This is a genomic window from Serratia sp. 121840015-1 (genome assembly GCF_053627655.1).
Map to the genome: position 1 here is coordinate 2,613,193 of NZ_JBSEYF010000001.1, position 18,896 is coordinate 2,632,088.

20 protein-coding genes are annotated in these 18,896 nt (G+C 60.3%); 11 read left to right on the top strand and 9 right to left on the bottom strand.

Annotated features, from left to right (window positions below):
• Positions 1-39 precede the first annotated feature (39 nt).
• From phnD to trpS, 3 genes are all read right to left on the bottom strand, one after another.
• On the bottom strand, positions 40-972 hold the full coding sequence (gene phnD / locus ACUXAC_RS12675; protein WP_019454696.1) for a phosphonate ABC transporter substrate-binding protein: 933 nt from the start codon (positions 970-972) through the stop codon (positions 40-42).
• A 41-nt stretch (positions 973-1,013) separates the two neighbouring features.
• Positions 1,014-1,847 carry a phosphonate ABC transporter ATP-binding protein gene (phnC, locus tag ACUXAC_RS12680; protein WP_038880081.1) on the bottom strand — a complete coding sequence of 278 codons (834 nt, stop codon included), beginning with the start codon at positions 1,845-1,847 and terminating at the stop codon, positions 1,014-1,016.
• Between the two features lie 117 nt (positions 1,848-1,964).
• Complete coding sequence (gene trpS / locus ACUXAC_RS12685; RefSeq protein ID WP_046686640.1) at positions 1,965-2,972, bottom strand: tryptophan--tRNA ligase; 1,008 nt, start codon at positions 2,970-2,972, stop codon at positions 1,965-1,967.
• A gap of 290 nt (positions 2,973-3,262) precedes the next feature.
• On the opposite strand from trpS, the gene ACUXAC_RS12690 reads away from it, so the two are divergent.
• The gene (locus tag ACUXAC_RS12690) at positions 3,263-4,138 is read left to right on the top strand and encodes an NAD(P)-dependent oxidoreductase (RefSeq protein WP_060421117.1); all 876 of its coding nucleotides are present in this window, start codon (positions 3,263-3,265) and stop codon (positions 4,136-4,138) included.
• A gap of 33 nt (positions 4,139-4,171) precedes the next feature.
• Here the strand turns inward: ACUXAC_RS12690 and ACUXAC_RS12695 are convergent, their stop codons facing one another.
• The 3 genes from ACUXAC_RS12695 to ACUXAC_RS12705 all read right to left on the bottom strand — a co-directional run bounded on the left by ACUXAC_RS12695 (position 4,172) and on the right by ACUXAC_RS12705 (position 6,868).
• Positions 4,172-4,699: a cysteine hydrolase family protein gene (locus ACUXAC_RS12695; protein ID WP_454266682.1), complete on the bottom strand. Its 528-nt coding sequence runs from the start codon at positions 4,697-4,699 to the stop codon at positions 4,172-4,174.
• Between the two features lie 29 nt (positions 4,700-4,728).
• Positions 4,729-5,832, bottom strand: a complete 1,104-nt coding sequence (locus ACUXAC_RS12700; protein ID WP_038880072.1) for a suppressor of fused domain protein — start codon at positions 5,830-5,832, stop codon at positions 4,729-4,731.
• Between the two features lie 163 nt (positions 5,833-5,995).
• Positions 5,996-6,868, bottom strand: a complete 873-nt coding sequence (locus ACUXAC_RS12705; RefSeq protein ID WP_100396123.1) for an oxygenase MpaB family protein — start codon at positions 6,866-6,868, stop codon at positions 5,996-5,998.
• 241 nt (positions 6,869-7,109) lie between these two features.
• Here ACUXAC_RS12705 and ACUXAC_RS12710 point away from each other — a divergent pair, with 241 nt between their 5' ends.
• From ACUXAC_RS12710 to ACUXAC_RS12725, 4 genes are all read left to right on the top strand, one after another.
• Positions 7,110-7,553 (top strand): acetyltransferase, encoded by a 444-nt coding sequence (locus ACUXAC_RS12710; RefSeq protein WP_454266683.1) that lies wholly within the window; start codon positions 7,110-7,112, stop codon positions 7,551-7,553.
• A 264-nt stretch (positions 7,554-7,817) separates the two neighbouring features.
• Positions 7,818-8,843 (top strand): methionine ABC transporter ATP-binding protein, encoded by a 1,026-nt coding sequence (locus ACUXAC_RS12715; RefSeq protein ID WP_033647004.1) that lies wholly within the window; start codon positions 7,818-7,820, stop codon positions 8,841-8,843.
• Positions 8,836-9,504, top strand: a complete 669-nt coding sequence (locus ACUXAC_RS12720) for a methionine ABC transporter permease (protein ID WP_033637581.1) — start codon at positions 8,836-8,838, stop codon at positions 9,502-9,504. Before ACUXAC_RS12715 ends, ACUXAC_RS12720 begins: the two co-directional genes overlap by 8 nt.
• A 19-nt stretch (positions 9,505-9,523) precedes the next feature.
• The gene (locus tag ACUXAC_RS12725) at positions 9,524-10,342 is read left to right on the top strand and encodes a MetQ/NlpA family ABC transporter substrate-binding protein (protein ID WP_141960617.1); all 819 of its coding nucleotides are present in this window, start codon (positions 9,524-9,526) and stop codon (positions 10,340-10,342) included.
• An 816-nt stretch (positions 10,343-11,158) separates the two neighbouring features.
• Here ACUXAC_RS12725 and ACUXAC_RS12730 read toward each other — a convergent pair.
• Positions 11,159-11,803 (bottom strand): TetR/AcrR family transcriptional regulator, encoded by a 645-nt coding sequence (locus ACUXAC_RS12730; RefSeq protein WP_387444278.1) that lies wholly within the window; start codon positions 11,801-11,803, stop codon positions 11,159-11,161.
• 176 nt (positions 11,804-11,979) lie between these two features.
• On the opposite strand from ACUXAC_RS12730, the gene bhsA (ACUXAC_RS12735) reads away from it, so the two are divergent.
• Both bhsA (ACUXAC_RS12735) and bhsA (ACUXAC_RS12740) read left to right on the top strand, forming a co-directional pair.
• Entirely contained in the window at positions 11,980-12,237 is a 258-nt protein-coding gene (gene bhsA, locus ACUXAC_RS12735; RefSeq protein ID WP_060421097.1) for a multiple stress resistance protein BhsA, read from the top strand.
• Between the two features lie 192 nt (positions 12,238-12,429).
• Positions 12,430-12,687 (top strand): multiple stress resistance protein BhsA, encoded by a 258-nt coding sequence (bhsA, locus tag ACUXAC_RS12740; RefSeq protein WP_004939517.1) that lies wholly within the window; start codon positions 12,430-12,432, stop codon positions 12,685-12,687.
• Between the two features lie 77 nt (positions 12,688-12,764).
• Here the strand turns inward: bhsA (ACUXAC_RS12740) and ACUXAC_RS12745 are convergent, their stop codons facing one another.
• A complete protein-coding gene (locus ACUXAC_RS12745; RefSeq protein ID WP_187322134.1) occupies positions 12,765-14,063 on the bottom strand; it encodes an SLC13 family permease in 1,299 nt (432 codons plus the stop codon).
• Positions 14,064-14,147: 84 nt separating this feature from the next.
• Positions 14,148-15,053 (bottom strand): bifunctional helix-turn-helix transcriptional regulator/GNAT family N-acetyltransferase, encoded by a 906-nt coding sequence (locus ACUXAC_RS12750; RefSeq protein ID WP_080347957.1) that lies wholly within the window; start codon positions 15,051-15,053, stop codon positions 14,148-14,150.
• A 481-nt stretch (positions 15,054-15,534) separates the two neighbouring features.
• Between ACUXAC_RS12750 and ACUXAC_RS12755 the strand changes: the two genes are divergently transcribed.
• The 4 genes from ACUXAC_RS12755 to amyA all read left to right on the top strand — a co-directional run bounded on the left by ACUXAC_RS12755 (position 15,535) and on the right by amyA (position 18,837).
• Positions 15,535-16,206 (top strand): CsgG/HfaB family protein, encoded by a 672-nt coding sequence (locus tag ACUXAC_RS12755; RefSeq protein WP_004939528.1) that lies wholly within the window; start codon positions 15,535-15,537, stop codon positions 16,204-16,206.
• 18 nt (positions 16,207-16,224) lie between these two features.
• Positions 16,225-16,581, top strand: a complete 357-nt coding sequence (locus tag ACUXAC_RS12760) for a DUF4810 domain-containing protein (RefSeq protein ID WP_060421091.1) — start codon at positions 16,225-16,227, stop codon at positions 16,579-16,581.
• Positions 16,578-17,234, top strand: a complete 657-nt coding sequence (locus ACUXAC_RS12765) for a DUF799 domain-containing protein (protein ID WP_421115206.1) — start codon at positions 16,578-16,580, stop codon at positions 17,232-17,234. The genes ACUXAC_RS12760 and ACUXAC_RS12765 overlap by 4 nt, the downstream gene beginning before the upstream one ends.
• A gap of 112 nt (positions 17,235-17,346) precedes the next feature.
• On the top strand, positions 17,347-18,837 hold the full coding sequence (gene amyA, locus ACUXAC_RS12770; RefSeq protein ID WP_421115207.1) for an alpha-amylase: 1,491 nt from the start codon (positions 17,347-17,349) through the stop codon (positions 18,835-18,837).
• Positions 18,838-18,896 lie beyond the last annotated feature (59 nt).

Genomic DNA, 18,896 nt, shown 5'->3' on the forward strand with positions numbered 1-18,896 from the left:
GCTGAACCCCTTCATTCGGACGGCCGAGGCAGCCGGGAATTAACGGTCGCCTTTGGTCAGCTCGCGCTTCATATCGATGATGTTCTGGTATTCCGCCAGGGTGGTGTCGCCGATGTGCTGTTTGCCGCCCATCGCTTTGATAAAGCACTGGTGATCGTCTTTATCCAGCTTCTTGATCGCGGTGACCACTTTGGCCTTGAAGTCGGCCGGCAGCGAGTTGCTCACCAGGATCGGGCCGTTCGGGATCAGCGGCGACTGCCAGATGATGCGGATCTGTTTCATCAGGTCCGGGTGATCCATGCGGATCATGCGGGTGAACGCGCCGCTGGTGTAGCCGGTGTTGTAGTCGCCGATCATCGACGCCCAGGTCACCGCGCCTTCGAACTGGCCGTTCAACACGCCGAGGATGTCCTGCTCGTGGCCGCCGGAGAAGGTGACGCTGGAGAAGGTGTTGTTGTATTTGTTGTCGACCGTGCCGCCGAACAGCTTTTTAAACGCCTGGTTCGGGATCAGGAAGCCGGAGGTGGAATCCGGATCGGCGAAGCCGATGGCCTTGCCTTTCAGGTCTTCCAGTTTCTGGTACGGGCTGCCGGCCTTCACCACCACCACCGAGTGGTAGCCGCGCGACTGGTCGACGTCGTCGACCGCGATACCGACGATGTCCACCGCTTTCGGATCCTTGATGTAGACCGAAGCGAACGACGACGGCGACATGCTCAGCACCAGGTCAATCTTGCCGCCCAGCAGGCCCTGGATCACGCCGGAATAGTCGGACGAGTTGCGCAGCTTGGTATCGACGTTCAACTCTTTATCCAGGAACTGCTTCACGCACTGGTTATCGCCGATCTGCTGGGTGGCGTTCTGGCCGCCGAGAATGCCCAGGTTCAGCTCTTTCGGCGCATCCGCTGCGGCAGCATTAAATACCATCATCGCGCCGGCCATCAGGGTGGTCAGACTCAATACTTTTTTCATTAGGTGTGCCTTGTGTGTAAAGGGTAAAGGTCAAAAGTGCTTCAATGGATCTGATTGGCTTCTTCGCCATACAGCTGGTGCAGGATCCGTTCGTTCAGTTGCGAAGGATGCCCGTCAAACACGATCTTCCCGTGGGCGATGCCGATCACCCGCGAGCAATACTCTTTCACCAGTTCGACCGAGTGCAGGTTCACCATCACCGCGATGCCGTCTTCGCTGATTTTCTGCAGCGCGTCCATGATGCGGCGGGTGTTTTTCGGATCGAGCGACGCGACCGGCTCATCGGCCAGCAGGATTTGCGGGTTTTGCATCAGCGCGCGGCAGATGGCGACGCGCTGCATTTGGCCGCCGGAGAGGTTCTCGGCGCGCTGCAGCGCGTGCGGCAGCATGTTGAGCCACTGCAACAGCTCGATGGCGCGAGCGCGGTCGGCGTCATCGAACAGTTTGAAGAAGGATTTCAATGTGGACGTATGGCTCAGACGGCCCAGCAGCACGTTGGTCATCACGTCCAGCCGCGGCACCAGGCAGAAGTCCTGGAAGATCATGCCGCAGCGCGCGCGCCACTGGCGCATCTGGCGGCCGGCCAGCTGGGCGATATCCTGCGCCGCACCATCGTCTTCGAAGTGCAGCATCTCGCCGCAACTGGAAGGAATGGTGCCGTTCAGGGTGTGCAGCAGCGTGGACTTGCCCGCGCCGGAACGGCCGATCACCGCCACGAATTCGCCGGCGTGCAGATCGAAATTGATGTCATCCAGCACGCGCTGCTGCGCTTTGTAGGCCTTGCCGAGTCCCTTTACCGATAATACTTTGCGGGATGCGGCGGCGTGCTGCCCTGGAAAGTCGTGCTGTGCCAATTTTAACAGTGCCTGAGCCATATGATTTCTCTGGTTTCAGTAGCTAATCATTATGGGCACCTATTAACGGATAAGTTTATGACAGTGGGATGATCGTTTTATGGCCGGGGCGTGACGCGTGCCGCCCCGGCGTTCGCCTCACGCCAGGGTGAAGAAGTCCAGCCCCAGCGCCGTCTTGACCTGTTGCAGCGTCTGTTGGCTGACCTGATGCGCGCGGCGGGTGCCGTGCTGCAGGATGCGCGTCAGCTCGCCTTTATCGGCGATGAATTCGGCGCGGCGGGTGCGGATCGGCTCAAGCAAGCTCTGCAGGCAATCCTCCAGCAGCCGTTTGATTTTCACGTCCCCCAACCCGCCGCGCCGATAGTGCGCCTTCAGATCCGCCACCAGTGCGGCGTCTTCGCAGAAGGCGTCCAGGTAGGTGAACACCATGTTACCTTCCACTCGACCGGGATCGCTGACGTTGAGATGGCCGGGATCGGTGAACATGCTCATCACCGCCTTGTGCACCTCGTCGGCGCCGGCGCCAAGCTGAATAGCGTTGCCGCGCGATTTCGACATCTTGCCCTGCCCGTCCAGCCCCGGCAGACGCCCGACGTTGCTCAACAGCGGCTGGCACTCCGTTAATATCGGTTGGCCGACGATGTGGTTGAAACGCCGCACGATCTCATTGGTTTGCTCCAGCATCGGCAGCTGATCCTCGCCGACCGGCACGTGGGTGGCGCCAAAGGCGGTGATGTCCGCCGCCTGGCTGACCGGATAAATCAAAAAACCGGCCGGCAGGCTGCGGGCGAAATCCTTCTCGGCGATTTCGTTTTTCACCGTCGGGTTGCGCTCCAGCCGCGCCACGCTGACCAGATTGAGGTAGTACATCGTCAGCTCGGCCAACGCCGGCAGCGCCGACTGCAGGCAGATCGTGGTCTTGTGCGGATCAATGCCCACCGCCAGATAGTCGGCCACGACGTTGAGCACGTTGGCGCTGATTTTTTGCGGGTTGTTGCCGTTGTCGGTCAGGCCCTGCAGATCCGCCACCATCACCGTTTGGTTATGCTGGTGCTGCAGTTCGACGCGCTGGCGCAGCGAGCCGACGAAGTGGCCTAAATGCAGTGGGCCGGTGGCGCGATCGCCGGTAAGAATGGTGTAGCTCATGACAGTGCTCCTGAAGGTCTGTAGACCGCCGGATCAACGCCACAAAAAATAATGCCGCCAAACCGGCGGCATTAAAAAGAGATGTGAATACTCGTGCCGCCTCAGAAGAGGCGCCACCATGACTGATTGTGGGTGGAGTGCAACGATATATTCATGCCATCAAGGTATACCCGCAGCGGCAGCGCGTCAATAGCCCGCCGCCGGCGCGTAAGACGGCGTTACACTCCGGCATTTGCGTTCCTGGCCTGGCGCGCTAGGGTAAAACCTTCAACCTGAAAAAGGAGCGCATGATGAAGATCGGATTTGCCGGACTGGGTGGGATGGGCAGCGCCATGGCGGCCAACCTGTTGCAGGCGGGCTTCGCCTTAACGGTATGGAACCGCTCGCCGCAGGCGGCGCAGCCGCTGGTGAGCGCCGGCGCGCAGCAGGCCGAACGGCCGGAGCAGCTGGCCGATGCCGACGTGCTGATCACCATGCTGGCCGACGATGCCGCCACGCAACAGGTGGTGGTCGACAGCGGGTTGCTGCAACGGATGAAACCGGGCGCGCTGCATATCAACATGGCAACCATCTCGGTCGAACTCGCCCAGCGTTTGACGGCGCTGCATGCGGAACACGGCATCGGCTATCTCGCCGCGCCGGTGCTGGGACGGGTCGACGTGGCCGCCGCCGGCAAGCTGAATATTCTGGCGGCCGGCGATAGCGAGCTACTGAAGCAAGCGCAGCCGCTGTTCGATGCCCTCGGCCAGAAAACCTGGCACTTCGGCGCCGATCCGGCGCAGGCCAACGTCGTCAAGATCGCCACCAACTTTACGCTGGCCAGCGCCATTGAAGCGATGGCGGAAGGCAGCGCGCTGGTGCGCAACTACGGCGTGTCCGGCGCCGACTACCTGCAGATGCTGAGTAGCACCGTCTTCGCCGCCCCGGCCTATCAGGGCTATGGCGCGCTGATCGCCGCCGAGAAGTATTCCCCCGCCGGATTCCGGCTGGCGCTGGGGCTGAAGGACGTCGGGCTGGCGCTGGCCGCCGGGGCCGACAGCCATACGCCGATGCCGTTCGCCGGGGTGCTGAAAGACAACTTCCTCGACGCGATGGCGCAGGGGGATGCGGATCTGGACTGGGCCGCGCTGGCCAAGGTAGCGGCGCGGCGGGCGGGCCTGAAATAACGAACGGGGGCCTCGGCCCCCGTTTTTCCGTTCTCAGAACACGATGTCCGCCGCGGGAACGGCGCGGATCGGCACGCCGAAGCTTTCGATATTCGACAGCGTCTCGTTATGGTGGGTGCGGATCAGCAAACCGTCGGCATAGGGTTTGTCGTGGCAGGTGTGGGCATCCGCCGCCAGCGTCACCGGATAACCGTGCGCCGCCGCGCTGCGCACCTTGGTGTCGATGCAAAACGGCGTGGAGTAGCCACAAACCACCAGCTGCGATACACCGTTGGCGATCAGTAACGCGCCCAGTGAGGTGCGCAGGAACGAGTCCGGCGTGGTTTTATCCACCCGATGATCGCCCGGCGCCACCTTCAGCGCCGCGAGCACTTGCCAGGCGGCGCTGCCGTGCCGCAACTCGTCGTCCGGCGTGTGGTGCTGAATGACGACAACCGGCTCGCCCGCCCGGCGGGCGCGCTCGCTCAGCTGATTGATGCGCGCAACGGTGCCCGCAGCATCCGCCGGCGGCGGCGTAAACAATCCTTCCTGCACATCGATAATCAACAGCGCGGTGGTCATGGCGGCTCCCGAAGAGAAGATAAGTGGCGTCAGCACACCGGCTGGCGCGGGCGGAAAATATGGTCGACGCCCTGCTCCCGCAGCCGATTCACCAGATCGTGCCCGCCGTTCGGCGTGGCGTGCGCCAGCTGCCGCTCGGCGGTAAACACCGGGCTGGCCCAGAACAGGTTCACCGGATCGCCGTACTGCTGCGGCAGAGCCAGGTGCGCACTATGCGGATAGAAGGACGACGATAAAATATAACCCTCGTAGCCCAGCGGCGCCACGTCCGACTCCAGCGTATGCCCTTCGCCGATCCAGGTCAGCCGCGCCCACGGCGCGTGCGCGAAACCGGCCAGCGCACTGGCCATCTGCACCGCGTTGTCTTCGGTCATGTATTGGCTGTCGATGGCGATCGCCATCTCCATGCGGCGATAGCGCGAAGCCTCGTCGTTGAACAGGATCTCCACCCACGGCATCGGCCGGATGCTCACCCCCATGGTGAGGAAGTAATAGATGCCGTCGCGCTCGTGCTGGGTGATGGCCATCGGTGGCCACTTGCCCTGATCGATGGCGTAGTACTTCACCGAAGGGCCAAAATGCGGCTCATAGCGCGCCTGAAAATCGCGCTGCATCTTCGGCCACGGATTGCCCTCTTCACGCTGCCAGCTGCGCCAGAACTGGCGGGTGCTCTCCGCCTGCGCATACTGGGTGTTGGTCGAGGCCGAGCCGAGCGGATAAGCCAACGGGCTCTCCTTGATGCAGCTGGCGGAATAGCACACCGAATGGTCGATATACAGACTCCAGCCGGGGATCACCGCCAGCAGTTGGCCGTAATACCACAGGGCCGCGCCGTCGTCGCTTTCGCTCCATACCACCATCAGCCCTTCCGGATTCAGCGGCGCTTCGCCTTCCAGGTTGCGGCAATACTCCGCCGCCAGCATCGGCGGCTGCCCTTGTTCCAGCGCGGCGCGATCTTCCTGCAGCGGCGCGGCGGCCAGGTTGCGCAGCCAGCAGGCGCGCACCTGATAGCGATCGCTGTAGGCTTCGGCGGGATAGATATAAAAATAGGCTGCCCGGTGATCTTGCTGAACCACCGCAACCAGCGTCTGGTTCTCATTGCTGACTTCAGCAAGTACGTATGACTCGTTCATATCACCTCAATAGGGTCAGGGCGCGGCAGAATCGGCTGCGCGCCAAAAATGGAATGTGGCTTTGCCCCCAAGTGTAAAACGCATTACTGGCCGGATCACCCGTAAAAGTCTCAAAAGCGTCCGTAAACGAAGATAAACAAAGGTTAATTATAGCGGCTGTGGCTCATGACGGCTGAGTGATGCGCCGCACCGCGCGCTGATAGGAGCCATTGCGCATCGACGCGCCCAGCACCTTGCCGAGGCCTGCGGCGCCCGTTCGCACCAGCCGCCGCCGCAGCGCGCCCGGATGAAAACCGAACTGCCGCTGCGCCCAATCGGGTAACAGATCGATGCCCGCCTGCATCACCACCCCGCCGAGCGGGCGCGCCAATGCGCTCGGCGCCGGCGCCTTCAGCAGAATGCGCGCCACCTCTTGCGTGCGTTCATCGCAGACCAGCTGCGGCCGCATCGCCTGCAGGTACTCTTCGACCTCCGCGCAGGACTGAGGAATTGCGGTCGCCCCCAGCGCGGCGGCCACGCGCGCCGCTTCGCGGTAGTATTGATCCTGTAACTCGCGGGAAAGATGCGGGTTGCGGTAGCGCAGGTGGCTGGCCAGAAAACGGCTGCTCTCCGCGACGTGTACCCAGGTCAGCAGCGCCGGATCGCTGGCAGCATAAGGTGTGCCGTCGCTGCCGACGCCGGTCACCCGCAGATGGATGGCTTTGACTTTGGCGATCAGCCGCTCCGCCTCGGCGGTCGGGCCGAAGGTGGTGACCGACACGAACTGGCTGGTGCGGCGCAGGCGGCCAATCATATCTTCGCGGAAGTTGGAGTGATCCCACACCCCGGCCAGCGCCAGCGGGTGCAGCATCTGCAGCAGCAAGGCGCTGACGCCGCCGCACAGCATCGGGGTGAAATCGCGATGAACCTGCCAGATGACCGACTGCGGGCCGAACAAGCCCGGATCGCCCGGTGGGTTCTCAAAATCGACGCCGCCGAGCGCCAGCCCGGTCAGGCTGAGCACCTGTTTTTCTATCGCTGCGCGTACCGCTTCCATCCTGCTGCCCTCTCGCTCATTCAGCGGCCAGTGTATCACGCGGCGGGCGCCCCATTGCGCCCTGCGGCGGTTGAAAGCATTAACTTACTGAATTACAGTTGTTATACCGCTGGCAGAAAGGCGGGCCTATTCGATCCACTGCAGAGGCGCTTTGCAGGGCGTTAACCCACGTTAATTCGGCACTAACCCCACAAAACCTCTATCTAGTTTTTTTCCTTCAACTTAGATAGCAGAGAGTTCGATGATTACCATCAGAGCACGCGCGGCGGAAGACAACGCGCAATTGGCAGATATCTGGCTGCGTTCGGTGCGCGCCACTCACCATTTTTTAACCGAAGACAACATCGCACAGCTGTTCCCGCTGGTGCTGAACGACTACCTGCCGGCGGTTAACGTCTGGGTGGCTGAAGAGCGGCCGGGGCATCCCTGCGGTTTTATCGGCCTGAACGGCAACAAGGTGGAGATGCTGTTTATCGACGCCGATCAGTGCGGCAAAGGGGTGGGCAAAGCGCTGCTGACCCACGCGGAAACGCTGCACGATGAACTGCAGCTGGACGTGAACGAGCAAAATCCGCAGGCCAGCGGCTTCTACCGCCACTACGGGTTTGTCATCACCGGCCGCTCGCCGCTCGATGGCCAGGGCAACCCGTTCCCGCTGCTGCACATGAAGCTGGACAAACGCTAGCCCTCCCGCCGGCCGCCCTGCGGCCGGTTTTCTCCCCCCTGTTTCACCCGCCGTTTTATATATCAAATCAGAATAAGTAATAGAATTTACATTCTTCCTGTCACTATAAACCCTCGGTAGGATTGCCCGGTATTCACCCGCAACAGAGGTTCCGTCCGCCACTCCCCGCCGGGTTGTGCCCCGCAGAAAAGCCGAACGATCCCTGTCCGGCGCACCGCGCTCTGGACGGAATGCTGTGAAGTATCGATAAGGATCCGCTTCGCTATGATCGTTCTTTCGAACGTTTGCAAAACTTTTGACAGCACACAGGGCCGCGTCGTGGCGGTAGACAACGTCAGCCTGGCGGTAGAGGCCGGGCAAATTTACGGCATCATCGGCTACAGCGGCGCCGGCAAAAGCACGCTCATCCGCCTGCTTAACGGCCTGGAGACCCCCACCAGCGGCCGCATTGACGTAGGCGGCTTCGACATCGCCCGCGCCAAAGGCAGCCACCTGCGCCAGGCGCGCCTGAAAATCAGCATGGTGTTTCAGCACTTCAACCTGCTGTGGTCGCGCACCGTCAGCCAAAACATCGCTTTTTCCATGCAGATCGCCGGCGTGCCCAAGGCGCAGATTGCGCCGCGCGTGGCGGAACTGATCGCGCTGGTCGGCCTGCAGGGGCGCGAAGACGCCTACCCGTCGCAGCTCAGCGGCGGCCAGAAACAGCGCGTCGGCATAGCCCGCGCGCTGGCCAATAACCCGAGCGTGCTGCTGTGCGACGAGGCCACCTCGGCGCTCGATCCGCAGACCACCGACGCCATCCTCGACCTGCTGCTGGACATCAACCGCCAGCTGAAATTGACCATCGTGCTGATCACCCACGAGATGCACGTGGTGCGCAAAATCTGCCACCGCGTGGCGGTGATGGAAAACGGCCGCATCGTCGAAGAAGGCCCGGTGCTCGACGTGTTCACCCGACCACAGCAACCGATCACCCGGCAGTTCGTCAAACAGGTGTCGCAGTATGCGGATACCGAAGAGAGCTTCAACCCGCTGCTCACCGCCCATCTGCCGGGGGCGATTTTCAAGCTGACCTTCGTGGGCGTGCAAACCCATCAGGCGGTGATCTCTGAAGTGATCCGGCGCTACGCCCTGACCATCAACATTCTGCACGGCAAGATCAGCCACACCCTCAACGGTTCGTTCGGCGAACTGTACATCCACGCCGAAGGCAACGAACAACAAGTCGCCGACATGCTCAGCCTGCTGCACGAAAGAGACATCGCCGTCGAGGTTATCCAACATGATTGAATCCCTGTTCCCCCACCTGCGTCTGGATCAACTGTGGGACGCCACTTGGGAAACGCTGTACATGACCGGCATCGCCGGTTTGGCCACGTTGGTGCTGGGCATCGTGCTCGGCGTGCTGCTGTTTTTAACTTCGAAGGGCCAGCTGTGGCAGAACCGGGCGGTCTACTCGCTGATCTCCGTGTTGGTCAACGTCTTCCGCTCCATTCCGTTCATCATTCTGATCGTGCTGCTGATCCCGTTCACCAAATCGCTGATCGGCACCATTCTCGGCGCGGACGCGGCCCTGCCGGCGCTGATCGTCGGCGCGGCGCCGTTCTACGCCCGGCTGGTGGAGATCGCGCTGCGCGAGGTCGACAAAGGGGTGATCGAGGCGGCGCGCTCGATGGGCGCCAAAAACCGCACCCTGATTTTCCGCGTATTGCTGCCGGAGAGCTCGCCGGCGCTGGTTTCCGGCATCACCGTCACCCTGATCGCGCTGGTGAGCTACACCGCGATGGCCGGGGTGATCGGCGCCGGTGGCCTGGGCAACCTGGCCTATCTGGAAGGGTTCCAACGCAACCACAGTGACGTGACGCTGGTGGCGACGCTGACGATTCTGCTGATCGTTTTCGTCATTCAGTTCATCGGCGACACCCTGACAAGAACGCTCGATAAACGTTAATTAACCAAGGAAAACGATGATGAAAAAGCACCTACTGATGTTGGCTTTCGCCTCCGTCGCCACCCTCGCCTCTTTTGGCGCCACGGCAGCGACCAAGCTGGTGGTCGGCGCCTCCAACGTGCCGCACGCCGAGATCCTCGAACAGGCCAAGCCGATACTGGCGAAGGAAGGCATCGATCTGCAGATCAAGCGCTTCCAGGACTACATCCTGCCGAACACCGCGCTGGCCAGCCACGACATCGACGCCAACTACTTCCAGCACGTGCCTTACCTGAACTCGGTGCTGAAAGACCACGCCGACGACAAGAGCTACGACTTCGTCAGCGCCGGCGCGATCCATATTGAGCCTATCGGCATCTACTCGAAGAAGTACAAGAGCCTGAAAGATCTGCCGGAAAATGGCAAAATCATCATGCGCGACGCGGTGGCGGAAGAAGGCCGCATCCTGTCTATTTTTGAACGGGAAGGCGTGATCAAGCTGAAGCCGGGGGTGAGCAAAGTGGACGCGCGCATCAGCGACGTGGTGGAAAACCCGAAACACCTGAAGTTCCAGGCCAACGTTGAGGGCGCGCTGCTGCCGCAAATGTACAACAACGACGAAGGCGACGCGGTGGTGATCAACGCCAACTACGCCATCGACGCCGGGCTGAATCCGACCAAAGATCCGATCGCGGTCGAAAGCGGCGAAAACAACCCGTACGCCAACATCGTCACCGTGCACAAGGCCGACGTGAACAAACCGGAGATCGTGGCGCTGGTCAAGGTACTGCACTCCAAACCGATTCAGGACTTTATCCGCGAGAAATACCAGGGCGCGGTGATCCCGGTCAATCAGTAATGGGTTACACGGCCCGGTAAAAGCCGTAATGCTGGTCAGTTAGCGTTTTTATGCAGGCGTTCGTGAAATTTTCGGTCGATAAAAGTGAGATGCTCTATGTGGCTCACGCACCTCGACCGAGCCAGGGGCCGAAGGCGCGGCCCCTGGCAACCCTCGCCTTTGCCCTGTCAGACGGTTGGCTTTGCCAACTCCCCTCCCTCCGCCATACCGCATTGAGGCCGGTTGCGACAGGCGTCCCTGCCTGTCTCACCTGAAACCGCCGTCCATGGCGGTTTCGCCTAATGCGCTATGCCTGCGTTCGGCGTCTTCAAGGGCGTCCAATACGGTGCTCATCTCCGATTCCTCGCTCTGCCATAACCTCATAAAGGACGGGTTGCCCGGTAGCTGCCAGCACGGGGGTTGACCTTTGGTGCGCATCACCGGCTGCCGAGCAAGACGGCGTTGTCAGGGGCAACCGGCCAGGGAAGGCCGGTTGAGGCAAGGCTAACAGGGACGTTTGTCGCAGCCGACCCGCCCGACAATGCAGACGCGGCGAGGACAAATCTGCCGGGAGCAGATTTGAACGCTGCTTGCAGCGGCCCCGAAGGGGCGAGGCCCAGGATGGGCCGAGTAATTTCCGCAAAGCGGACAGACGGTGTTAAGCAAGAGCGCGGGTGGAGGGGCCGCGCCTTCGGCCCCTCCAATTGCCGTTCATGTTGGCCACAGAGAAATGCAGGACATTTACGGCAATTCCCCTGCACAGAACGCCCAGAGGCTGGATAAAAAATGCCACTCAGGATTAACTGAGCGGCATTGCGGTAAAAGCCGGGCCGGTTGTTACACCTTATTGCCAATCTGGCTGAGCCGCGGCCACACCAGCATCAACGCCTCCAGCAACCGCAGCAGATCGCTCCGGCTTGCCCCTTCACGCGCCTGCACCGACATGCCTTCAATGGTGCAAATCACGTATTTCGCCAGCAGCACGGTGTCGGTTTTCGCCAGCAGTTCGCCCTGCTGCACCTTGCGATCGAAGCAGGCCTTCAGCGCCGCTTCCTGCGCATGATGCTTCCTGCGCAGCATCTGGGCGACGTCATCGGACGCCGACGACAGCGCGGCGGAGGCGCACACCATAAAGCAACCTGACGGCGTGTCAGGGTCGGTAAACACCTCGGCGGAAGAACGCACGTAGGCTTCGACGATCTCGGCCACCGGCAGATCCTGCTCCAGCATTTGGTTGGCGCAAACCGTATATTTCTGCAGATAGCGCTCCACCGCCGCGCGGAACATCCCTTCTTTGTTGCCGAATTCCGCATACAGCGTTGGCGCCTTGGCGCCGGTCACTTCCACCAGATCGGCCAGCGAGGTAGCTTCATAACCGTGCCGCCAGAACAGATCGAGCGCGCTTTCCAGCGCCCGGTCGCGATCAAATTGTTTCGGTCTGCCACGGCTTTTTTTGCCGCAGACCGTTTCATTGATGCTCATCGTTCCTCTCCTATCCCGCTCCACAGCAGGGTTAGCACAAATAACTTAACGATCATTATAAAAAAATATTGCGCCCTCGTCGAGAACCTATTAGCATTTAGTTATCGATCGTTAAGATAAGTTAGCGAAGCGGATTAAAACCCTCTATTCACCGTTATCGGAAAGGAAATAACATCATGAAAAACTTAAAATTAACCTTAGCAGCTCTCACTCTGGCCAGCGTTTCCTTCGGCAGCTTCGCCGCCGATTTAGTCCAGAGCCAACCGGCTGACCAGCAGAAAGTGGGCGTCATCACCGTCAGCGGCGCATCCGATCTGACCTCGCTGGAAAGCAGCCTGGCAGCCAAAGCCGATCAGGCCGGTGCAAAATCCTTCCGCATCATCGGCGCCGGCGGTAACAACCAGCTGCACGGCACTGCAGAAATCTATCAATAACAACGCATTAAGCCAACAGATTGCCTGTTCTTTTGCTCACAACGCCAGGGCGTAAAAAAAATTAATTAACGAGCATTAAAAAAATACTTGCAATCTGTCAAACCGGCATCTAACATTAAATTATCGATCGTTAATTAATTTAACGACCTTACCAAACAAACATTGTAAAGAACACAGATAGGAAATAAGACTATGAAAAACCTGAAAATGACCATCGCCGCCATCGCACTGGCTTCCGTCTCCTTCGGCAGCTTCGCCGCCGAACTGGTCAACGCTCAACCGGCCGATCTGCAAAAAGCCGGCGTCGTCACCGTCAGCGGTGCGTCCGACCTGAGCAGCCTGGAAAACAAACTGGCGGCCAAAGCCGACGCAGCCGGCGCTAAATCCTTCCAGATCATCGCAACCACCGGCGACAACAAACTGCACGGTACCGCGATCATCTACAATTAATTGCCACACCGGCAATCGCGCAAAAGGGCGGCTCAGGCCGCCTTTTGTTTTATCTGCCCGCCAACGCGCCGGTCGGTTTACGGGATCCACCCCAGCAGTCTGAACCACAGATAATCCAGCGGCACCAGCAGCGCAAAGCTGAGCGCGGCCAACAGCAGGCACAGCTTCAACCCTTCACGCGCCGGCACTTTGCCCATCCCCATCGCCACCACGATCGGCGAAGCCTGATACGGCAGCAGCGGCGTGGCGTAACCGATCACCTGGGTCATCAGCACCGTCAGCAGCGGCAAGCCGCTGCCCGCAGACAACGCCTGCGCCAGCGGGGTAAACAGCGCCGGCACGCCGTTGGCGGTCACCACAAAATTCAGCAATGCGGTGATACCCACCAGCGAACCGAATGCGGTGAACGGTTTGCCGTGCAGATCCGGCATCATCGCCAGCAGCGCACCGCCCAGCCGATCGCCAAGCCCCGAGTGGCTGACCAGCGCGGTCAGCCCCAGGATCCCCGCCACGTAGATGCAGGTGCGCACGTTAACCCCGGCGGCGAACTGCTCGCCGTTGAGAAATCCGATGCGCGGCAACAGGCAAACGCAGGCCGCCGCCAACCCGATCCAGGCGGGAGCGATGCCATGCCAGCTGTCGGTCATCCACAGCAACACCGTGACGCCCAACAGCGCGATCAGCCGCCATTCGGCGGCGCTGAGCGGAGTTTGCGCCGCCTCGGCCGCCACCGGCTGCGGCCGCGCACGGAACAGGCCGCAGATGCACAGCGTCAGCAGCGCGCCTTTGGCGATCCCGAGCACCGGGGCGTGCAACAGCAGGTAAGAAAGATAGGCGAAGTGGCTGCCGTAGGCGCTTTCCGCCGCGCCGCTCATCACCAGATTGGGCACGTTGGCCGGCAGGATGCTGGCGGAGAGCTGGAAGGTGCCGAACCCCACCGCCAGCGCCAAACCGATGCGGCCGCGCGAGCCCTCCCCCAAACCGGCGCGATCGGCCAACGCCATGACGATCGGCATCAGCAGCGTAATGCGCCCCATGTTGGAGGGCATGACAAACGCCAGCGCGTAGCTTATCGCCACCACGCCGCCTACCAGGCGGGGCCAGGAGCCGGCCAGGTGCGGCAAGAGCCGGTTGGCCAGGCGATCCGCCAAACCGGTGCTGCGGATGGCGGTGCCCAGCACGAAACCGCTAAGCACCAGCCAGAATGCGGAAGACGCGAAACCGGAAAAGGTCACCGCGGCGGGCGTCAGCTGCAACACCATCACCGCCGCGAAGAACAGCAGCGCGACCAAATACTCCGGCAAGCGGGCGCTGGCCCATAGCGCGATGACCACCAGCGTGACCAGCGCGGACAGCGCCATCGGATCCCCCAACATAGTTTCCTCCCTGATAAAACGTTGTGATTGTTATCAAACGGTTAACAGGGTGGCACAAGGTGCGGGCGCTAACCTTGAAACCGCTCACATATCGTCGTTCTTCAGATTTTTCAGCATGCACACGTTGCAACCGTGATGGCCGGTGTTGCCGCGCCGTTCCGTCAGCAGCGTGAATCCCAGCGCGTAGTACAACCCGATCGCCTCTTTCAACTGTTCGGTGGTTTCCAGGTAGCAGTAGCGATACCCCGCCGCCCGCGCCGCCTTCAGCGCCTGCACCACCATATAGCGCGCCATGCCCAGCCCACGCGCGCCGGGTTTGAAGAACAGCTTTTGCAGCTCGCAATAGCCGGGCTCTTCGCCCGCCAGCGGCGCCATGCCGACGCCCCCCACCACCTGCCCGTCCCGCTCCAGCACCCAGTAATGGCCGCCGTTGTCGCGATACAGACCGGTCAGACGATCGAGATCCGGATCGTGCAGGCTGACGCCTTCCATCTTGTCCATGCCGTACTCGCGAAACACATCGCGAATGATCGCCGCCATCGCCGCATCGTCGCGCGCGGCAATCGGCCGCACCCGCAGGTTGGCGTCGCGCTGTTTGCGCGCGCTGCGCAGCGCCGCGGTCATCTTTTTCATCGCCGCGGTGGTACTCGCCAGCTCATCGTCGTCCAACTGCGCCAGCGCCGCCTGCATAAAACCGTCGGCGTCGCTCTCGATGCCGGCCAGCGCCTTGCCGCCCTTTTTACTCAGCCGGTGCAGGTTGTGCCGCTTGTCATCCGGATGATCCACCGTTTCTATCACACCGGCGGCAACCAGGCTGCGCAGCGCCCGGCTGGCGCTGGCTTTGTCGATGCAAAGCCGGGCCGCCAGCTCGGTGACGCCCAGCGGCTGCTCGCTGACTTCAATCATCAGATGGATCTGCAGCGGCGAAAAGCGCGAGCCGTTGCTCTGCTTGTTCAACATGCCGAATTCTCTGACCAAACTGCGCGCCAATGCTCTGAAATCCCTGATGTTCACAATTGATATCCCCGATTAGCTACCGATAAAAAATGACACTTGGTTGATAGTGTTACCTAATTTTCACTACCTTAACGGATCATCAAGCCGTCATGAACCCCGGCATAACACAGGAGCTGATGCAAAACGTAACATTAATCAATACAACAAACTGGTTAGTTAAAATATTTCAGGATTAATGGCCATGTATTTAAGATTAAAAAGACAATAACCCAGACAAAAAATACACAATCGTGAAAAACACTGTAATGAAGAGAGAAAATCGAGACTAATCCATTGCATTCCAACGGGTTACAACAATGTTAATAGCGGCATTAATGCCGATATATTGTTGTAATTTGTTACATATTCATGGCAGGATCGCGGCGTTTCTATAACGGCGACAACGCTCGTTATATCAACGTCGGGCGCGGGTTGCTCCCGCGCTGTTTTATGCTCATGGAGAGATTGCACGCCAATGAAAAAATCACTCGCCGTCTGTTCCGTCGCCCTTTCCGTCACCTTGCTGGCGGGCTGCGCGACCGAATCTTCTCGCACTTTGGAAGTGCCGAAAGTCGCTTCCTACAACACCACTTATCAGGGCCCACGCAGCCCTATCGCCGTCGGTAAATTCGACAACCGCTCCAGCTACATGAACGGCATCTTCTCCGATGGCGTCGATCGACTGGGCAATCAGTCCAAGACTATCCTGATCACGCATTTGCAACAGACTGGCCGTTTCAACGTGCTGGATCGCGCCAACATGGAAGAGCTGAAAACTGAAGCCGGCATTAAAGGGAAGGCACAAACGCTGAAAGGCGCCAATTATGTGATTACCGGCGATGTCACCGAATTCGGCCGTAAAGAAGTCGGCGATCATCAGCTGTGGGGGATCTTGGGCCGGGGTAAATCACAAGTCGCTTACGCCAAAGTCAATCTGAACGTCGTAAACGTACAGACCTCAGAAGTCGTCTTTTCCTCTCAGGGCGCCGGTGAATACGAACTGTCCAATCGCGAAATCATCGGTTTCGGGGGCACCGCCAGCTACGACTCCACCCTTAACGGCAAGGTGCTGGACCTGGCCGTGCGTGAAGCCGTCAATAACCTGGTCACCGGTATCGAAAATGGCGCATGGCGCCCTGCTAACTAACGGAATAGAAGCAGAAAGATGATAACTAAAAAAATGGGCGGGGCGCTGTTTGCAGCGACCCTGCTGGCCGGCTGCGCCGCGCCGAAAACGCTTTACAATTGGGATGGCTACCAAACTTCTCTCTATCAATACTACCAGCAGGAGGGGCAAAGCCCTGAGCAGCAGATCGCCACGCTGAAAGAGATCGTCGAGAAATCCCGCGCCAAGGATAAAGCCGTACCACCAGGTCTGCATGCGCAACTGGGGCTGCTGTACAGCAAAACCGGCAACGACGGACAAGCAATGAGTGAATTCAACACGGAAAAAACGCTGTTCCCGGAATCGGCGCCGTTTATGAATTTCCTGATGGCCAGGGATAAGGGGAGTTTTAAATGAAGCGTGTACTCAATTTACTCGGCGTTGCCGCCACCCTGTTGCTAAGCGGCTGTGCCAAGCAGACGCCTTATGATTATGCGGCGTTCCATGAGAGCAAGCCGAAGTCGATTCTGGTCTTGCCGCCGGTTAACCAGTCGCCGGATATCAAAGCCAGCCACAGCGTACTCGCCAGCGCCACCCTGCCGTTGGCCGAGGCCGGTTACTATGTGCTGCCGGTCGCTGTAGTGGAGGAAACCTTCCTGCAAAACGGTCTAACCAACGCCAACGACATTCGCGCCGTCAGTCCGAAAAAACTGCACCAGATTTTCGGCGCCGACACCGTGCTGTATCTGGATGTCACGCAATACGGCACCAGCTACATGGTGATCAGCAGCGAAACCCGCGTTACCGTAGCCGCTCGCCTGGTCGATTTGCGCAACGGCAAACAGCTGTGGGCCGGCACCGCCACCGCATCCAGCAACGAAGGCAACAACAACTCCGGAGGCCTGCTGGGCATGGTGATCAGCGCCGCGATTTCACAAATCGCCGATACCATCAGCGACAAAGGATTTGATGTTGGCGCCATCGCCAACACCCGTCTGTTATCGGCGACAGGTCAGAACGGCGCCATTCTTTATGGCCCACGCTCACCTTATTACGCCAGCCAGCGTTAAGCCATCTCTCGGGCGGCCTTCTCGGGCCGCCTATACCAAACTTGTCCCTTTTGCCAAAAGTAGCCCATGCTTTAACTGCTCCTCTCCTTCTGGCTAATCGGGACGCTGGCTCATGACGAAAAAAACCACCCTGCTGCAATTCTTCCACTGGTATTACCCCGACGGCGGCAAACTGTGGCAGGAGGCCGCCGAGCGCGCCCCGCACCTGGCCGAACTAGGCATCACCGACCTGTGGCTGCCGCCTGCCTACAAGGGCGCTTCCGGCGGCTACTCCGTCGGCTACGATACTTACGATCTGTTCGATCTCGGCGAATTTGACCAGAAAGGCAGCGTGGCCACCAAATACGGCGACAAGGCTGCGCTCGAACACGCCGCCACTACGCTGCGCGAACACGGCGTCGGGGTGCTCTACGACGTAGTGTTCAACCACAAGCTCGGCGCGGACGAGAAAGAACAGGTACACGTGTTCAAGGTGGACGCCAACAACCGTAATGACATCGACGACCAGGGCTTCGACGCGCTGGCCTACACCCGCTTCACCTTTCCCGGCCGCCAGGGCGTGCATTCCGAGTTTATCTGGGATTACACATGCTTCAGCGGCGTCGATTACGTTGAGCAGCCGGACGACAAAGGGGTGTTCAAAATCGCCAACGACTATGGCGACGACGGCTGGAACGATCAGGTTGACGACGAAAAAGGCAACTACGACTATCTGATGGGGGCCGACGTGGAGTTCCGCAATACCGCCGTGACGGAGGAGCTCAAATACTGGGCGCGCTGGCTGTTGGAAAGCCTGCCGTGCGACGGCTTCCGCCTGGACGCCGCCAAGCACATTCCCGCCTGGTTCTTCAAAGAGTGGTCGGATCACGTACGCGGCAGCGCACAGCGCGACCTGTTTATCGTCGCCGAATACTGGTCGCACGATCTGAGTGCGCTGCAACAATACATCGAGCTGGTGGACGGCAAGGTGATGCTGTTCGACGTGGCGCTGCACCTGAAGTTTCATCAGGCGTCGAAACAGGGCGACGGCTTCGACATGGCGCAGATCTTCACCGATACCCTGACCGCCGCCGATCCGGCCCACGCGGTGACGCTGGTCGCCAACCACGACACCCAGCCGTTGCAATCGCTGGAAGCGCCGGTGGAACCCTGGTTCAAACCGCTGGCCTACGCGCTGATCCTGCTGCGCGAACAGGGCGTGCCCTGCGTGTTTTACCCCGATCTGTATGGCGCCAGCTACCGCGACAAGGGGCGCGACGGCGGCGAGTACCAGATTGACATGCCGGCGATCCCGGAGCTGGAGAAGCTGATCGCCGCCCGCCAGCGTTTCGCCAACGGCCCGCAAACCGACTACTTCGACGACAGCCACTGCGTGGCCTTCCGCCGCGCCGGCACAGCCGAGGCCCCCGGCTGCGTAGTGGTGCTGACCAACGGCGGCGAGAGCGGCAAGACCGTCGCGCTGGGCGCCGATTTGGCGCACACCGCCTGGCGCGATTTCCTCGGCAACCGTCAGGAGGAGATCACCACCGACGACCAGGGCAGCGCCCATTTCCCGGTCAACGCCGGCAGCGTCAGCGTCTGGGTGCCGGCCGCCAGCCTGTGAGCGCCCGCCGCCGCGTAATGATGACGCGGCGGCAAAACTAATGTTTGCCTTTCGGGTCT

Excerpts from the sequence above, each read along its gene's own strand:
- ACUXAC_RS12765 (WP_421115206.1), top strand. The coding sequence starts at position 16,578 with ATGAAGCGTGTACTCAATTTACTCGGCGTTGCCGCCACCCTGTTGCTA.
- amyA (WP_421115207.1), top strand. The coding sequence starts at position 17,347 with ATGACGAAAAAAACCACCCTGCTGCAATTCTTCCACTGGTATTACCCC.
- ACUXAC_RS12690 (WP_060421117.1), top strand. The coding sequence starts at position 3,263 with ATGAAGATCGGATTTGCCGGACTGGGTGGGATGGGCAGCGCCATGGCG.
- bhsA (WP_060421097.1), top strand. The coding sequence starts at position 11,980 with ATGAAAAACTTAAAATTAACCTTAGCAGCTCTCACTCTGGCCAGCGTT.
- ACUXAC_RS12695 (WP_454266682.1), bottom strand. The coding sequence starts at position 4,699 with ATGACCACCGCGCTGTTGATTATCGATGTGCAGGAAGGATTGTTTACG.
- phnC (WP_038880081.1), bottom strand. The coding sequence starts at position 1,847 with ATGGCTCAGGCACTGTTAAAATTGGCACAGCACGACTTTCCAGGGCAG.
- phnD (WP_019454696.1), bottom strand. The coding sequence starts at position 972 with ATGAAAAAAGTATTGAGTCTGACCACCCTGATGGCCGGCGCGATGATG.
- ACUXAC_RS12710 (WP_454266683.1), top strand. The coding sequence starts at position 7,110 with ATGATTACCATCAGAGCACGCGCGGCGGAAGACAACGCGCAATTGGCA.
- ACUXAC_RS12730 (WP_387444278.1), bottom strand. The coding sequence starts at position 11,803 with ATGAGCATCAATGAAACGGTCTGCGGCAAAAAAAGCCGTGGCAGACCG.
- ACUXAC_RS12700 (WP_038880072.1), bottom strand. The coding sequence starts at position 5,832 with ATGAACGAGTCATACGTACTTGCTGAAGTCAGCAATGAGAACCAGACG.
- ACUXAC_RS12720 (WP_033637581.1), top strand. The coding sequence starts at position 8,836 with ATGATTGAATCCCTGTTCCCCCACCTGCGTCTGGATCAACTGTGGGAC.
- trpS (WP_046686640.1), bottom strand. The coding sequence starts at position 2,972 with ATGAGCTACACCATTCTTACCGGCGATCGCGCCACCGGCCCACTGCAT.
- bhsA (WP_004939517.1), top strand. The coding sequence starts at position 12,430 with ATGAAAAACCTGAAAATGACCATCGCCGCCATCGCACTGGCTTCCGTC.
- ACUXAC_RS12705 (WP_100396123.1), bottom strand. The coding sequence starts at position 6,868 with ATGGAAGCGGTACGCGCAGCGATAGAAAAACAGGTGCTCAGCCTGACC.
- ACUXAC_RS12715 (WP_033647004.1), top strand. The coding sequence starts at position 7,818 with ATGATCGTTCTTTCGAACGTTTGCAAAACTTTTGACAGCACACAGGGC.
- ACUXAC_RS12760 (WP_060421091.1), top strand. The coding sequence starts at position 16,225 with ATGATAACTAAAAAAATGGGCGGGGCGCTGTTTGCAGCGACCCTGCTG.
- ACUXAC_RS12755 (WP_004939528.1), top strand. The coding sequence starts at position 15,535 with ATGAAAAAATCACTCGCCGTCTGTTCCGTCGCCCTTTCCGTCACCTTG.
- ACUXAC_RS12745 (WP_187322134.1), bottom strand. The coding sequence starts at position 14,063 with ATGTTGGGGGATCCGATGGCGCTGTCCGCGCTGGTCACGCTGGTGGTC.
- ACUXAC_RS12725 (WP_141960617.1), top strand. The coding sequence starts at position 9,524 with ATGAAAAAGCACCTACTGATGTTGGCTTTCGCCTCCGTCGCCACCCTC.